This window comes from Pseudomonas sp. IPO3749 (assembly GCF_013386605.1).
Classification (GTDB): Bacteria; Pseudomonadota; Gammaproteobacteria; order Pseudomonadales; family Pseudomonadaceae; genus Aquipseudomonas; species Aquipseudomonas azotoformans_A.
Window position 1 is genome coordinate 99,205 of sequence record NZ_JACARN010000047.1, and the last position, 12,587, is coordinate 111,791.

Annotated in this window: 16 protein-coding genes; 8 read left to right on the forward strand and 8 right to left on the reverse strand. The window is 61.8% G+C overall.

The window, feature by feature from the left end:
• Positions 1–13: 13 nt before the first annotated feature.
• The 7 genes from thiL to nrdR form a co-directional block, all read right to left on the reverse strand.
• Positions 14–979, reverse strand: coding sequence for a thiamine-phosphate kinase (gene thiL / locus HX812_RS19530; RefSeq protein WP_038850100.1), 966 nt, complete (start codon positions 977–979; stop codon positions 14–16).
• 18 nt (positions 980–997) lie between these two features.
• Positions 998–1,498, reverse strand: coding sequence for a transcription antitermination factor NusB (gene nusB, locus HX812_RS19535; RefSeq protein ID WP_010206836.1), 501 nt, complete (start codon positions 1,496–1,498; stop codon positions 998–1,000).
• Complete coding sequence (gene ribE, locus HX812_RS19540) at positions 1,495–1,971, reverse strand: 6,7-dimethyl-8-ribityllumazine synthase (protein ID WP_003176356.1); 477 nt, start codon at positions 1,969–1,971, stop codon at positions 1,495–1,497. The genes nusB and ribE overlap by 4 nt, the downstream gene beginning before the upstream one ends.
• 90 nt (positions 1,972–2,061) lie before the next feature.
• Positions 2,062–3,153: a bifunctional 3,4-dihydroxy-2-butanone-4-phosphate synthase/GTP cyclohydrolase II gene (gene ribBA, locus HX812_RS19545; protein ID WP_033897960.1), complete on the reverse strand. Its 1,092-nt coding sequence runs from the start codon at positions 3,151–3,153 to the stop codon at positions 2,062–2,064.
• 15 nt (positions 3,154–3,168) lie between these two features.
• Entirely contained in the window at positions 3,169–3,831 is a 663-nt protein-coding gene (locus HX812_RS19550; RefSeq protein WP_038850102.1) for a riboflavin synthase, read from the reverse strand.
• A gap of 48 nt (positions 3,832–3,879) precedes the next feature.
• On the reverse strand, positions 3,880–5,016 hold the full coding sequence (ribD, locus tag HX812_RS19555; RefSeq protein WP_038850105.1) for a bifunctional diaminohydroxyphosphoribosylaminopyrimidine deaminase/5-amino-6-(5-phosphoribosylamino)uracil reductase RibD: 1,137 nt from the start codon (positions 5,014–5,016) through the stop codon (positions 3,880–3,882).
• Positions 5,013–5,477, reverse strand: a complete 465-nt coding sequence (gene nrdR / locus HX812_RS19560; RefSeq protein WP_010206843.1) for a transcriptional regulator NrdR — start codon at positions 5,475–5,477, stop codon at positions 5,013–5,015. Before nrdR ends, ribD begins: the two co-directional genes overlap by 4 nt.
• Positions 5,478–5,617: 140 nt before the next feature.
• On the opposite strand from nrdR, the gene HX812_RS19565 reads away from it, so the two are divergent.
• From HX812_RS19565 to trxA, 4 genes are all read left to right on the forward strand, one after another.
• A complete protein-coding gene (locus HX812_RS19565) occupies positions 5,618–6,073 on the forward strand; it encodes a YbaY family lipoprotein (RefSeq protein ID WP_038850107.1) in 456 nt (151 codons plus the stop codon).
• Positions 6,070–6,723, forward strand: coding sequence for a methyltransferase (locus tag HX812_RS19570; protein WP_038850109.1), 654 nt, complete (start codon positions 6,070–6,072; stop codon positions 6,721–6,723). Before HX812_RS19565 ends, HX812_RS19570 begins: the two co-directional genes overlap by 4 nt.
• A gap of 261 nt (positions 6,724–6,984) precedes the next feature.
• Positions 6,985–7,986, forward strand: a complete 1,002-nt coding sequence (locus tag HX812_RS19575; RefSeq protein ID WP_038850110.1) for an Abi family protein — start codon at positions 6,985–6,987, stop codon at positions 7,984–7,986.
• Between the two features lie 72 nt (positions 7,987–8,058).
• Entirely contained in the window at positions 8,059–8,931 is an 873-nt protein-coding gene (gene trxA / locus HX812_RS19580) for a thioredoxin (RefSeq protein WP_038850111.1), read from the forward strand.
• On the opposite strand, the gene HX812_RS19585 is transcribed toward trxA, so the two are convergent.
• Entirely contained in the window at positions 8,928–9,269 is a 342-nt protein-coding gene (locus HX812_RS19585; protein ID WP_038850113.1) for a hypothetical protein, read from the reverse strand. The two genes, trxA and HX812_RS19585, sit on opposite strands and share 4 nt — an antisense overlap.
• Before the next feature lie 131 nt (positions 9,270–9,400).
• On the opposite strand from HX812_RS19585, the gene HX812_RS19590 reads away from it, so the two are divergent.
• Genes HX812_RS19590 through HX812_RS19605 form a run of 4 tightly spaced genes read left to right on the forward strand, consistent with a single transcriptional unit; the run spans position 9,401 to position 12,508 of the window.
• The gene (locus HX812_RS19590) at positions 9,401–10,000 is read left to right on the forward strand and encodes a DUF2796 domain-containing protein (RefSeq protein WP_033897968.1); all 600 of its coding nucleotides are present in this window, start codon (positions 9,401–9,403) and stop codon (positions 9,998–10,000) included.
• A gap of 6 nt (positions 10,001–10,006) precedes the next feature.
• Entirely contained in the window at positions 10,007–10,717 is a 711-nt protein-coding gene (locus HX812_RS19595; RefSeq protein ID WP_038850114.1) for an ABC transporter ATP-binding protein, read from the forward strand.
• A gap of 1 nt (position 10,718) precedes the next feature.
• Positions 10,719–11,984: an ABC transporter permease gene (locus HX812_RS19600; protein WP_016978529.1), complete on the forward strand. Its 1,266-nt coding sequence runs from the start codon at positions 10,719–10,721 to the stop codon at positions 11,982–11,984.
• Positions 11,985–11,995: 11 nt separating this feature from the next.
• Positions 11,996–12,508 carry a DUF3299 domain-containing protein gene (locus HX812_RS19605; protein ID WP_038850116.1) on the forward strand — a complete coding sequence of 171 codons (513 nt, stop codon included), beginning with the start codon at positions 11,996–11,998 and terminating at the stop codon, positions 12,506–12,508.
• The last annotated feature ends 79 nt before the right edge of the window (positions 12,509–12,587 follow it).

The following is a 12,587-nucleotide window of genomic DNA, read 5'->3' on the forward strand; positions in this document are numbered from 1 at the left end:
GCAGCTCGCCGATTCAGGGCGCCCCGCGAAAATGTTGATAGCCACGAATGGCCGGCGTGATGTCCTGCCCGTTGGCGTCGAGCAGCGTCACGCCCTGCCCCGCCTCAACCCGGCCGATCACATGGACCGGCCAGCCGTCGGCCAGCAACGGCGCCAGCTCGGCGGGTGGCAGGGTGAACGCCAGCACATAATCGTCGCCCCCGCTCAGGGCCGCCACGCGCGCGGCGTCATCGCCGACAAACGCCAACAGCGCCTGGGACAAAGGCAACCGCTGACGCTCGATCAACAGGCTGACAGCCGAGGCCGTGGCGATATGCCCGCAATCGGCCAGGAGCCCATCGGAAATATCCATGGCAGACGAGGCCTTGCCGCGCAACGCCAGCCCCAGGGCCAACTGCGGTTGCGGCGACCAGTAATGGGCCAGCAGCGGGTCGGCGATGGCTGCGTCGGCACTGCGCTGGCCCAATACCAACGGCAGCGCGCCAGCCGCATTGCCCAATTCGCCGCCGACACACAGCAAGTCACCCGGCTGCGCCCCGCTGCGGGTCAAGGCTTGCCCGGCGGGTACGCGACCAAATACGGTGAGGGTCAGGCTTAACGGCCCACGGGTGGTATCGCCGCCCACCAGGCCCACGCCACAGCTCTGCGCCATCAGGTTCAACCCCTGGGCATAGCGTTGCAGCCAATCGGCGTCGACCGTCGGTGTGGTGAGAGCAAGGGTAAAGGCGAGGGGGTTGGCGCCCATGGCGGCCAAGTCGCTCACCGCCACGGCCAACGAGCGCTGGCCCAGCAGGAACGGGTCGCAGGGGTCGGCAAAATGCACCCCGGCCACCAGTGTATCGGTGGAGATCGCCAGCTGCTCCCCGGCAGGGAGCGCCAGCAAGGCGCAGTCGTCGCCGATCCCAAGTGCAATGCCTTCGCCGCCTTGCGCACAGGGCGCGGCGGCGAAGTAATTGCGGATCAGCTCAAACTCGCCCATTCAGGACTCAAGCGCCAATTAGCGCTTGTACGCCTTCACTTCGGCTTCACGCAGGCGCGGCGCCAGCTTGTCGAGCACGCCGTTGACGAACTTGTGGCCGTCGGTCGAACCGTAGACTTTCGCCAGTTCGATACCTTCGTTGATCACCACGCGGTACGGCACGTCGACGCGATACAGCAGTTCCCAGGCAGACAGACGCATCACGCACAGTTCAACCGGGTCCAACTCTTCGATGGTCAGGTCCAGGCAAGGTGCCAGGGCCGTGTCGATCTCGGTCAGGTGCGCATGCACACCGTGCAGGATGTCGTGGAAGTACGGCAGGTCGGCAAAGGTGAAATCGTTGTCGACGCGAAACTGTGCTTCGATCTCGTTCAACGAAGCGCCCGCCAGGTGACGCTGGTACAGCGCCTGGGTCGCCAATTGACGAGCAGCACGACGCTTCTCGTTCTTGGACGGCTTGCCAGCATCGGCTGGACGTGGCTCACGCGGGTTGAAGTTGTCGCTCTCGTCGGAAATCACTTGGCCTCCAACTGCGACAGCAGGCTGACCATTTCCAGGGCGGACAGGGCAGCTTCAGCGCCTTTGTTACCGGCCTTGGTGCCGGAACGCTCGATGGCTTGCTCGATGGAATCCACGGTCAGCACGCCGAAAGCGACTGGCACGCCGAACTCCATGGACACCTGGGCCAGGCCCTTGGTGCATTCGCCAGCCACGTATTCGAAGTGCGGAGTACCGCCACGAATGACCGCGCCCAGGGCGATGATCGCCGCGTATTCACCCTGTTGAGCAACTTTTTGCGCAACCAGTGGAATTTCGAAGGCGCCAGGCGCGCGGATGATCGTGATGTCACTCTCGCTCACACCGTGGCGAACCAGGGCGTCAACGGCACCGCTTACCAGGCTTTCAACCACGAAGCTGTTGAAGCGGCCAACCACCAGGGCGTAGCGGCCTTTGGGGGCGATGAAGGTACCTTCGATGGTCTTCAGGGTCATTCGACAAATCTCTTAAAGAGCCGGGACGCGTGTATGACGCGTCCCTTAGTGATATTTGAACCGCGAACAAGGGGCGAAAATCGCCAGCCTTTATTCGGAGGGCACGTATTCTACTACTTCCAGGTCGAAACCGGATATCGCATTAAATTTCATTGGCGCACTCATCAAGCGCATTTTGCGCACGCCCAGGTCACGCAGGATCTGCGAACCGGCACCGACGATGCTGTAGGTGGTCGGTTTTTTCACCGGTGCGTGGTCAGCTGTTTCGCGAATATGCGCCAGCAACACATCACCATCCAGCGGGTGACCGAGCAACAGCACCACACCACTGCCAGCCTCGGAAACCGCAGCCATGGCGGCGCGCAGGCTCCAGCGGCCCGGCTGCTTGACCATCAGCAGGTCACGCAATGGGTCCATGTTGTGCACACGCACCAGGGTCGGTTCTTCGGCGCAAATGGTGCCCAGGGTCAGGGCCATGTGCACGTCGCCTTCCACTGAATCACGGTAGGTCACCAAATTGAATTGGCCCAGTTCGCTGTCCAGTGGCTGCTCGGCAATCCGCTGAACGGTACGTTCGTGGATCATGCGGTAGTGAATCAGGTCGGCAATGGTGCCGATCTTGAGGTTGTGTTCAGCGGCAAAGGCTTCGAGTTCGGTGCGACGGGCCATGGTGCCGTCGTCGTTCATCACTTCGCAGATCACCCCGCTCGGCTCGAAACCGGCCATGCGCGCCAGGTCGCAGGCGGCTTCGGTGTGGCCGGCACGGGCCAGGGTGCCGCCCGGTTGGGCCATCAACGGGAAGATGTGGCCAGGGCTGACGATGTCTTCGGCCTTGGCGTCTTTGGCGGCGGCGGCCTGCACGGTGCGTGCGCGGTCGGCGGCAGAGATGCCGGTGGTGACGCCGGTGGTGGCTTCAATCGAGACGGTGAACTTGGTGCCAAAACCCGAGCCATTGCGCGGTGCCATCAACGGCAGCTTGAGCAGTTCACAGCGTTCACGGCTCATGGGCATGCAGATCAGCCCGCGGGCATGCTTGGCCATGAAGTTGATGTGCTCAGGCAGGCAGGCCTCGGCGGCCATGATGATGTCGCCTTCGTTTTCGCGGTCTTCGTCATCCATCAGGATGACCATCTTGCCTTGGCGGATGTCTTCAACCAGTTCTTCGATGCTATTGAGCGCCACGCGGCACCCCCTTGGTCAGGATTTCAGGTAGCCGTTAGCGGCCAGAAAACTTTCAGTGATGTTCCCGGATGCAGGCTCTGCGGCCTTATCGCCCAACAACAGGCGCTCCAGGTAACGGGCAAGCAAGTCCACTTCCAGGTTCACCCGGCGACCTGGCTGGTAAGACGCCATGATGGTTTCGCTGAGGGTGTGGGGAATGATGGTCAGTTCAAATTCGGCGCCGTTCACGGCGTTCACGGTCAGGCTGGTGCCGTCGACGGTGATCGAGCCTTTGTGGGCGATGTACTTAGCCAGTTCCTTCGGCGCACGGATGCGGAATTCGACTGCACGCGCGTTTTCGCTGCGCGAAACCACTTCGCCGACGCCGTCCACATGACCGCTGACCAGATGGCCGCCCAGGCGAGTGGTCGGCGTCAGGGCTTTTTCCAGGTTCACCGGGCTGCCGGCCTTGAGGTCGTTCATCGCGGTACAGTCCAGGGTTTCCCGGCTGACATCGGCGGCAAAACCGTTGCCTGGCAACTCGATGACGGTGAGGCACACACCATTGATGGCAATGCTGTCGCCCAGTTTTACGTCGCCCAGGTCGAGCTTGCCGGTTTCAACCGACAAGCGAACATCGCCGCCTTTTGGGGTCATTGCACGAATGCTGCCGATGGATTCGATGATGCCGGTGAACATGGCCTTCTCCTGGAAAACGGTACGGGACACTTGAGCGTCCGGTCAGAATTATACGCTCGCTGCTGGCACAGGGATGGCAGTGACTCGCCAGTCGTCGCCTACAGCGCGCATTTCAGTGATCTTGAGTTGGGGGGCATCGGCCAGTTTCTCAAGCGGCCAGTCCAACAAAGGCCGGGCGGCGGAGCCGAGGAATTTGCCGGCGATGAAAATCACGTATTCATCCACCAGGCCTTGCTGGGCAAATGCACCGGCCAGGCTTGGGCCGGCTTCCACCAGCACTTCGTTGACGCCACGGGCCGCCAGCGCGACCAGCGCCGAGCGCAGGTCAACCTGGCCGTCGACGCCCGGCACCACCAAGCACTCGGGGCCACGGGGGAACTGGTTTTCCGGGGTCACGCAGGTGATGACCAACGCCGGGCCGGCCTTGAAGAATGGCGCATTGAGCGGCACGCGCAGGCGGCCGTCGATCAGCACACGCAACGGCGGGCGCGACATGGCCAGGGCGGTAGTGGCTTCATCCAGGCCGAGTTCGGCGGCGCGCACGGTCAGGCGTGCGCCGTCGGCCAGCACCGTGTCGGCGCCAGTCAGCACTACGCTGGCCTCGGCACGCAGGCGTTGCACGGCGGCGCGAGCGGCTGGGCCGGTGATCCACTGGCTTTCACCACTGGCCATCGCGGTGCGGCCGTCCAGGCTCATCGCCAGCTTGACCCGCACGAAGGGCAGGCCGTGCTCCATGCGTTTGAGGAACCCCGGATTCAACGCGCGAGCTTGCGCTTCCAACACACCGCTACGGACTTCGATACCGGCTTGAGCCAGGCGCTGCATGCCGCGCCCCGCCACTTCCGGGTTCGGGTCCTGCATGCCGGCCACGACACAGGCCACACCCGCCGTAACCAACGCATCGGCACAAGGCGGCGTACGCCCATGGTGGCTGCACGGTTCGAGGGTCACGTACACCGTGGCGCCACGGGCTTTGGCTCCGGCGGCGCGCAGGGCGTTGGGTTCGGCGTGGGGTTCGCCGGTACGCTCATGCCAGCCTTCGCCGACAATCTGCCCGTCCCGCACAATCACGCAACCCACGCGCGGGTTGGGATGGGTGGTGTACAGGCCCTTGCGTGCCAGTTCCAGGGCACGGGCCATGTAATGGGCATCGAGCACAGCTTGTTCGGCAGACGGTGGGTTCATTCTTTGGCAGGCTCACGGGCCAGGCGGTCGATCTCTTCGCGGAACTCATTGAGGTCCTGGAAGCGTCGATACACCGAGGCGAAACGGATGTAGGCAACTTCGTCGAGCTTTTGCAGCTCGCCCATCACCAGTTCTCCCACCACCAGGCTCTTGACCTCGCGCTCGCCGGTTGCACGCAGCTTGTGCTTGATGTGCACCAGCGCCGCTTCCAGCCGCTCGACACTCACCGGGCGTTTTTCCAGGGCGCGCTGCATACCGGCGCGCAGTTTTTCTTCGTCGAAAGGCTGGCGGCTGCCGTCGGATTTGATCAGACGTGGCAATACCAGTTCGGCGGTTTCGAAGGTGGTGAAACGTTCACCGCAGGCCAGGCATTCGCGCCGGCGACGCACTTGATCGCCCTCGGCGACCAGACGCGAGTCAATGACCTTGGTGTCGTTGGCACCGCAGAAGGGACAGTGCATGGTAGGCAGGCAACAAATAAAGGGAGGGCCATGGTAGCGCATCCCCGTGGCAAGACAAGCCATAGCCTTTACGGTATATAGGCTGACTATTATGTTTCATATTTTTCAAGCCACGGATTTTGTCCTTTCTGGAGCCGTACATGCAGTTACGACCACTTGTTTTGCTCACCCTGTTCAGTTTCCTGGTCGCCTGCAGCAGCGAAACCCCCAAGCCGGCCGCACCTCAGCCCACACCGGCCCAAGAGAAAAAAGTCCCCGGCCTTGAAGACATGGGCCCCCTGCCCGCCTACCAGCGGGAAATCAGCGGCAGCCTGACCAACATTCCAGCCGGTGCCGAAGTCGAGATGGCGTTGCTGGTGATCGATGACCGTTCGCGCCCGCAACAACTGCTCGCCAGCAGCGTGTTGAGCGGCAACGGCAAGCCCCTGGCCTTCCGCCTGCGCTTCAACCCCGAGGCGTTCCCGGCCGGTGCGCGGGTTGAACTGCGTGGCCGCGCCAGCCAGTCCGGCCAACTGATCCTGCACCTGCCCGCCGTGCGCATCACCCAGGCGATCACCCAGACCACCGGCCCCCTGCAACTCGTCAAGGCACCATGACGCCACCGCTGGACCTGCAAGCCGCACTGAGCGACTTGATCGGCGACGCGCACCTGGTGCCCTGCCCGCTGCCGGGCACCGCGTTGTCGTTGTGGCTGCTGGATGCAGACAACATGGACCGCGCCTTCAGCCCCGAAGAAACCCGGCGCATCCTGCATGAACCGCCCTACTGGAGCTTTTGCTGGGCCAGCGGCCTGGCGCTGGCGCGCTACCTGGCGGCGAACCCGCAGTGGGTCGCGGGCAAGCGCGTGCTGGATTTTGGCGCGGGCTCCGGCGTGGCCGGGATTGCGGCGGTCAAAGCCGGCGCGCTGGAAGTGGTGGCCTGCGACCTCGACCCGTTGGCGCTGGCATCCTGCCGGGCGAATGCCGAACTCAACGGCGTAGAGCTGGGTTATTCGCAAGACTTCTTCGCCGAGGCCGACCGCTTCGACCTGATTCTGGTGGCGGATGTGCTCTACGACCGGGCGAACCTGCCGCTGCTGGATCAGTTCCTCACGCGAGGCCGCGAAGCGTTGGTGGCGGATTCGCGCGTACGGGATTTTCAGCACCCGGATTATCGGCGGCTGGAGATTCTTGATGCGCTGACGTTGCCGGATCTGGCGGAGCCTTGGGAGTTTCGCAAGGTGAGTCTGTACCACTCGAAAAGGTAAGCCGTGCGTTACAAATTTCCAGCAATACGTTGGTCAGGACAAAAAAACGAAGGCTGTGGAAAATGCCCCCTTTCGCACGCGGCATGGACCATTGACCAGCATGCATTCGCAAACAATTTCGCTTATCGAAGGCCGCGTAAAGGCCTTGCAAAAACGAGGGCAGCTGCCTAACCTCAGCGGCAATACACCCGCCATGCCTCTGGTTGCGTCAGTAGCCAAGCACAAATTGTGCGGGTTTTTTATGCCCGGTGCTTTTTCGGCATGAGGTCATTCAGCAAGCCTGCCATCGACGTTCCTGCTCAGCTGGAACTGCTCAAGCGCCGCGGCTTGCTTATTCAAAATGAGGTTCGGGCCGGGTCTTTTTTACAATCCGTCAGCTTCTTTCGATTAACCCCCTACATGCGCCCCTTTCAACAGCCAGAAGATATCGACCATCGCTTTCGTGACGGTTGCCAGTTTCGTCAACTGACCCGCCTATACGATTTTGACCGACGGCTCCGTTTACTGACGATGGATGCCATCGAAAGCGTCGAAATTGCATCACGCTCAGTTATCAGTAACCACATGGGAACTACACATGGCAGTCACTGGTATACCCGTCCACAGATGTTCAACCCTGCATTTGATCATCAACGCCTGCTGACCACTCTGTCGATCAAACAATCCAACGCAACCCGTGACTATTTGCGCGAATGCGAGCGCATCGACAGACTGCACACAGATGACCAAAGTAAAGCCAAGCTTAAACGCCACAGAGCGAAAGAAAGCTATGCCCGTCATTACTCGACAACCTACGCTCAACCTCCTTTGATGCCTGGCTGGGCCATGCTGGAAGAATTGACGCTGGGTGACTTGTCACATTTGTACAAAGGTCTGGCCAAGGACCTGGATAAAAAGGCCATTGCCAAGCGCCTGGGACTTGCAGCGCCCCTGTTGCAGTCATGGCTGCACACTCTGACCACCATTCGAAACATGTGCGCTCATCATTCGCGAATGTGGAACCGGGAGTTGGGCATTCGTCCCGAATTGCCGAGGAAAGCCAACTTCCCATGGCCGGAACACCTTTTTCAGCCAGGGCCACACACGCGTATTTTCGCAGCGCTCTGCATTCTTAATCACTTGATGCATCGAGTGAGCCCCCACACCCGTTGGGACCAACGCCTGTATCAACTCATCCGCGAGTTCCCCGAAGTCAGCCTGAAAGCAATGGGGTTCCCTGACGACTGGTACCAAGACCCTTTTTGGCACGCACCTCGAACCTGAACGCCATGCTGCTTCCGATAGCCAGCGCCAGCCCTTATAGTTGCCCCATTCCCGCTTTATTCGAGACGCCCCATGAGTGAGCCCACGCCGTACATCTTCGATGTCACCACCGCCAATTTTGACCAGGCAGTGATCCAGAATTCCTTCGAAAAACCCGTACTGGTGGATTTCTGGGCCGAGTGGTGCGCGCCGTGCAAGGCGTTGATGCCGTTGCTGGCGCAGATTGCCGAGAGTTATCAGGGCGAGTTGCTGTTGGCCAAGGTCGATTGCGAGGCCGAGCAGGATATCGTGGCGCGTTTTGGCATTCGCAGCCTGCCGACGGTGGTGTTGTTCAAGGACGGCCAGCCGGTGGACGGGTTTGCCGGGGCGCAGCCGGAGTCGGCGGTGCGCGCGATGCTGGAGCCCCATGTACAGATGCCGCCGCCAGCTGCGGCGGATCCGCTGGAGCAGGCCCAGGCGTTGTTTGCCGAGGGGCGCATCAGCGATGCCGAGGCCGTGCTGGTGGCATTGCTGGGCGAGGACAACACCAACGCTGCGGCGTTAATCCTGTACGCGCGCTGCCTGGCTGAGCGTGGTGAACTGGGCGAAGCCCAGACCGTGCTGGACGCGGTGAAAAGCGACGACCACAGAGCCGCCCTCGCCGGCGCCAAGGCGCAAATCACCTTCCTGCGCCAGGCTGCCGACCTGCCAGACGCCGCCGACCTGAAAAGCCGCCTGGCGCAAAACCCGCAGGACGACGAAGCGGCCTATCAGCTGGCGATCCAGCAACTGGCGCGCCAGCAGTACGACGCGGCGCTGGAAGGTCTGCTCAAGCTGTTCATCCGCAACCGCAGCTACAGTGAAGGCCTGCCACACAAGACCTTGCTGCAGGTGTTCGAACTGCTGGGCAATGATCACCCGCTGGTGACCGTGTACCGCCGCAAGTTGTTTGCCGCGCTGTACTAATCGCCGACCCAGCTGTACAGCGGCGTATCGGCGCCGCTGGCCACTTTAACGTTCGAACTGTGGCGCAGGCGCACCAGCAGACGCTTGCCGGAGGCGGCATCGCCGGCCAAACCTTCCAACTGATCGAGCAACTCCAGGCCGCTGAGCTGCCCGGCTTTGCGCAACAGGTCCTGGGCGTTCTGCCACAGGTCGTCATTCTGCTTCACCGGTGTCGCTGTTGCTGCGGCGGGTACAGGCGCCGCCTGCAACTGTGCGCCGAGCCGAGCCCAATCGCCGTCGTCCAGTTCCAGGGTCAAGTCCACCGGCAAGTCGCCGACGGTTCCACGAATTCGCAACATCGTCCTTCCTCCTGCAGTTTTTCTGACAGGCATGCTCCCATGCGGCTTGCGCAACGCCAAGCGGGCGGTCAAACTCAGTGGCAATTGTTATAAGATCACATAACAAAACTTTCATGTTCTGGAGCCTTCTCATGCGCCGTCTGTTGCTTGCTTTGCCGTTTGCCCTGCTGCCATTGGCGGTTGCCCACGCTCATGATGATCACGACCATGAGCACGGCAGCCTTGGCGCCCACGAACATGGCGTCGGTCGCCTCAACGCGGTACTCGACGGCCAGGCGCTGGAGCTGGAGCTGGACAGCCCGGCGATGAACCTGGTGGGTTTCGAACACCTGGCCACCACCCCGTCGGACAAAGCCAAGGTCGCCGCCGTGCGCAAACAGCTGGAAAACCCAGCCGCCCTGTTCAACCTGCCTAAGGGTGCCGGTTGCGTGGTCAGCAGCCAGGAGCTCAATAGCCCGCTGTTTGGCGACAAGCCTGAAGCGGACCACGACGACGATGATGACCACGATCACGACGCCAAAGACGGCGCCCACGAACACCATCACGACCACAGCGAAATCCACGCCCACTACCAGTTCACCTGTGCCACGCCGACGGCTTTGAGCAACCTCGACCTGACCCAGGTATTCAAGACCTTCCCCGCCACCCAGAAAATTCAGGTACAACTGATCGGCCCGAGCGGCCAGCAAGGTGTTGAAGCGACGGCCACAGCAGCCACCCTGAAGTTCTGAGTTCACATGACCCACGCATTGATCGAACTGTCTGACCTGGGCTTCAACTGGCCCGGTCACCCGCAGTTGCTGGACATCCCCGCGTTCCGCCTGGAAGCGGGGGAAACCCTTTTTCTCAAGGGCCCGAGCGGCAGCGGCAAAACCACGTTGCTGGGCCTGCTGGGCGGCGTGCAGACACCCAACCAGGGCAGCATCCGCCTGCTCGGCCAGGAGCTGACCGAGCTTTCAGCCGGCGCCCGCGACCGTTTTCGCGTCGACCACACCGGCTACATCTTCCAGCAGTTCAACCTGCTGCCGTTCCTGTCGGTGCGCGAGAACGTCGAGTTGCCCTGCCACTTTTCCAAGTTGCGTGCACAACGGGCGAAACAGCGCCACGGCAGTGTCGACCAGGCCGCCGCCGCTTTACTCGCACACCTTGGGTTGAAAGACAAAGCCCTGCTGGAGCGCCGCGCCGACTCGCTGTCCATCGGCCAACAACAACGGGTGGCCGCCGCCCGTGCATTGATCGGCCAACCGGAGCTGGTGATCGCCGACGAGCCCACTTCGGCCCTGGACTACGACGCCCGCGAAGCCTTCCTTCAGCTGTTGTTCGCCGAATGCCGTGAAGCCGGCGCCAGCCTGTTGTTTGTCAGCCATGACCAGAGCCTGGCTTCGCTGTTCGACCGCAACCTGTCGCTGGCCGAACTCAATCGCGCCGCCACGCCCGCAGAGGTTTGAGATGTATCTGTTCCGTCTAGCCATGGCCAGCCTGGCTAACCGCCGCTTTACCGCGATCCTCACCGCCTTCGCCATCGCCTTGTCGGTATGCCTGTTGCTGGCGGTGGAACGCGTGCGCGTCGAGGCGCGCAATAGTTTCGCCAGCACCATCAGCGGCACCGACCTGATTGTCGGCGCGCGTTCCGGTTCGGTAAACCTGCTGCTGTACTCGGTGTTCCGCATCGGCAACGCCACCAACAACATCCGTTGGGACAGCTTCGAGCATTTCGCCGCCAGCCCCCAGGTAAAATGGGCGATCCCGATTTCCCTCGGTGACTCCCATCGCGGCTACCGCGTGATGGGCACCAACGAATCCTACTTCGAGCACTACCAATACGGCCGCAAGCAAAACCTCGAACTGGCCAGCGGCCGCGCCTTCGCCACCGACCCGTTTGAAGTGGTGCTCGGTGCCGAAGTGGCTGACGCCCTGCATTACAAACTCGGCGACAAACTGGTGCTGGCCCATGGCGTGGCAGTGGTCAGCCTGGTGAAACACGATGACAAACCCTTCACCGTGGTCGGCATTCTCAAGCGCACCGGCACGCCAGTGGACCGCACATTACACATCAGCCTTGGCGGCATGGAGGCGATCCACATCGACTGGCACAACGGCGTGCCGGCCCAGGGCAAAGGCCGCATCAGTGCCGACCAGGCGCGCAACATGGACCTCACGCCGCAGGCCATCACCGCGTTCATGCTCGGCCTGAACAACAAGATTTCCACCTTCGCCCTGCAACGGGAGATCAACGAATTCCGTGGCGAGCCGATGCTGGCGATCCTGCCCGGCGTGGCGTTGCAAGAGCTGTGGAGCATGATGGGCACCGCCGAAAAAGCACTGTTCGTGATCTCACTGTTCGTGGTGCTCACCGGCCTGATCGGCATGCTCACGGCGATCCTAACCAGCCTCAACGAACGGCGCCGCGAAATGGCGATCTTGCGTTCGGTGGGTGCGCGCCCGTGGCATATCGCGACACTGCTGATCTTCGAAGCCTTCGCCCTGGCGTTGTCTGGCGTGGTGGCCGGCGTTGGCTTGCTCTATGTGTGCATCGCCGCCTCGCGCGGGTATCTGCAGGCCAACTACGGCCTGGACCTGCCGATGTCGTGGCCCAGCGAATATGAATGGACGCTGCTCGCCGGTATCCTGGGCGCCGCGCTGTTGATGGGCAGCGTGCCCGCGTGGCGCGCCTATCGGCAATCCCTGGCCGATGGCCTGTCCATACGTTTATGAGGAAGGCCTTGATGCGTCGCATCCTGTTTGCATTGTTTCTGCTGATCGCCCTGCCCGCCTGGGCCGCCGAGCCCAAAGAGCTGACGTGGTCGGAGCTGATTCCACCGGATGCCGAACCGGAAGTGCCGAACATGCAGCCTCTGCACAACCTTTCCAGCATGGCGGATGCGTTGGAGTCGGCGCCGGCGGCCAAGCAGGAAATGCCCAACGCGCCAGTGGTGCCTGCGCTCAACGGCCAGCATATTCGCTTGCCCGGTTACATCGTGCCTCTGGAAGTCAGCGAAAACGGGCGCACCACCGAATTCTTGCTGGTGCCGTATTTCGGCGCGTGCATCCATGTGCCGCCGCCGCCGTCGAACCAGATCGTGCATGTCAAAAGCGAAATCGGCGTGAAGCTCGATGAGCTCTACCAGCCGTATTGGATCGAAGGCGCGATGCAGGTCAAACCGTCCACCAGCGAGCTGGCCGATGCCGGTTACCAGATGGAAGCCGAGAAAATTTACATGTACGAACTGCCTGAATAAGGCTGATCGCCCTTTCATTGAGCTGAGTCAAAAGACCGGACGGAACGATCTTTACCATTGGACGTACAACTTTTAAACG

What these genes read in the sequence shown, in the direction of transcription:
- HX812_RS19595 (WP_038850114.1), top strand. Translation starts at nt 10,007, where the DNA reads ATGACCCACGCATTGATCGAACTGTCTGACCTGGGCTTCAACTGGCCC.
- HX812_RS19605 (WP_038850116.1), top strand. Translation starts at nt 11,996, where the DNA reads ATGCGTCGCATCCTGTTTGCATTGTTTCTGCTGATCGCCCTGCCCGCC.
- HX812_RS19570 (WP_038850109.1), top strand. Translation starts at nt 6,070, where the DNA reads ATGACGCCACCGCTGGACCTGCAAGCCGCACTGAGCGACTTGATCGGC.
- HX812_RS19600 (WP_016978529.1), top strand. Translation starts at nt 10,719, where the DNA reads ATGTATCTGTTCCGTCTAGCCATGGCCAGCCTGGCTAACCGCCGCTTT.
- thiL (WP_038850100.1), bottom strand. Translation starts at nt 979, where the DNA reads ATGGGCGAGTTTGAGCTGATCCGCAATTACTTCGCCGCCGCGCCCTGT.
- ribE (WP_003176356.1), bottom strand. Translation starts at nt 1,971, where the DNA reads ATGACCCTGAAGACCATCGAAGGTACCTTCATCGCCCCCAAAGGCCGC.
- HX812_RS19585 (WP_038850113.1), bottom strand. Translation starts at nt 9,269, where the DNA reads ATGTTGCGAATTCGTGGAACCGTCGGCGACTTGCCGGTGGACTTGACC.
- HX812_RS19550 (WP_038850102.1), bottom strand. Translation starts at nt 3,831, where the DNA reads ATGTTCACCGGCATCATCGAATCCATCGGCAGCATTCGTGCAATGACC.
- HX812_RS19590 (WP_033897968.1), top strand. Translation starts at nt 9,401, where the DNA reads ATGCGCCGTCTGTTGCTTGCTTTGCCGTTTGCCCTGCTGCCATTGGCG.
- ribD (WP_038850105.1), bottom strand. Translation starts at nt 5,016, where the DNA reads ATGAACCCACCGTCTGCCGAACAAGCTGTGCTCGATGCCCATTACATG.
- HX812_RS19565 (WP_038850107.1), top strand. Translation starts at nt 5,618, where the DNA reads ATGCAGTTACGACCACTTGTTTTGCTCACCCTGTTCAGTTTCCTGGTC.
- HX812_RS19575 (WP_038850110.1), top strand. Translation starts at nt 6,985, where the DNA reads ATGAGGTCATTCAGCAAGCCTGCCATCGACGTTCCTGCTCAGCTGGAA.
- trxA (WP_038850111.1), top strand. Translation starts at nt 8,059, where the DNA reads ATGAGTGAGCCCACGCCGTACATCTTCGATGTCACCACCGCCAATTTT.
- nrdR (WP_010206843.1), bottom strand. Translation starts at nt 5,477, where the DNA reads ATGCACTGTCCCTTCTGCGGTGCCAACGACACCAAGGTCATTGACTCG.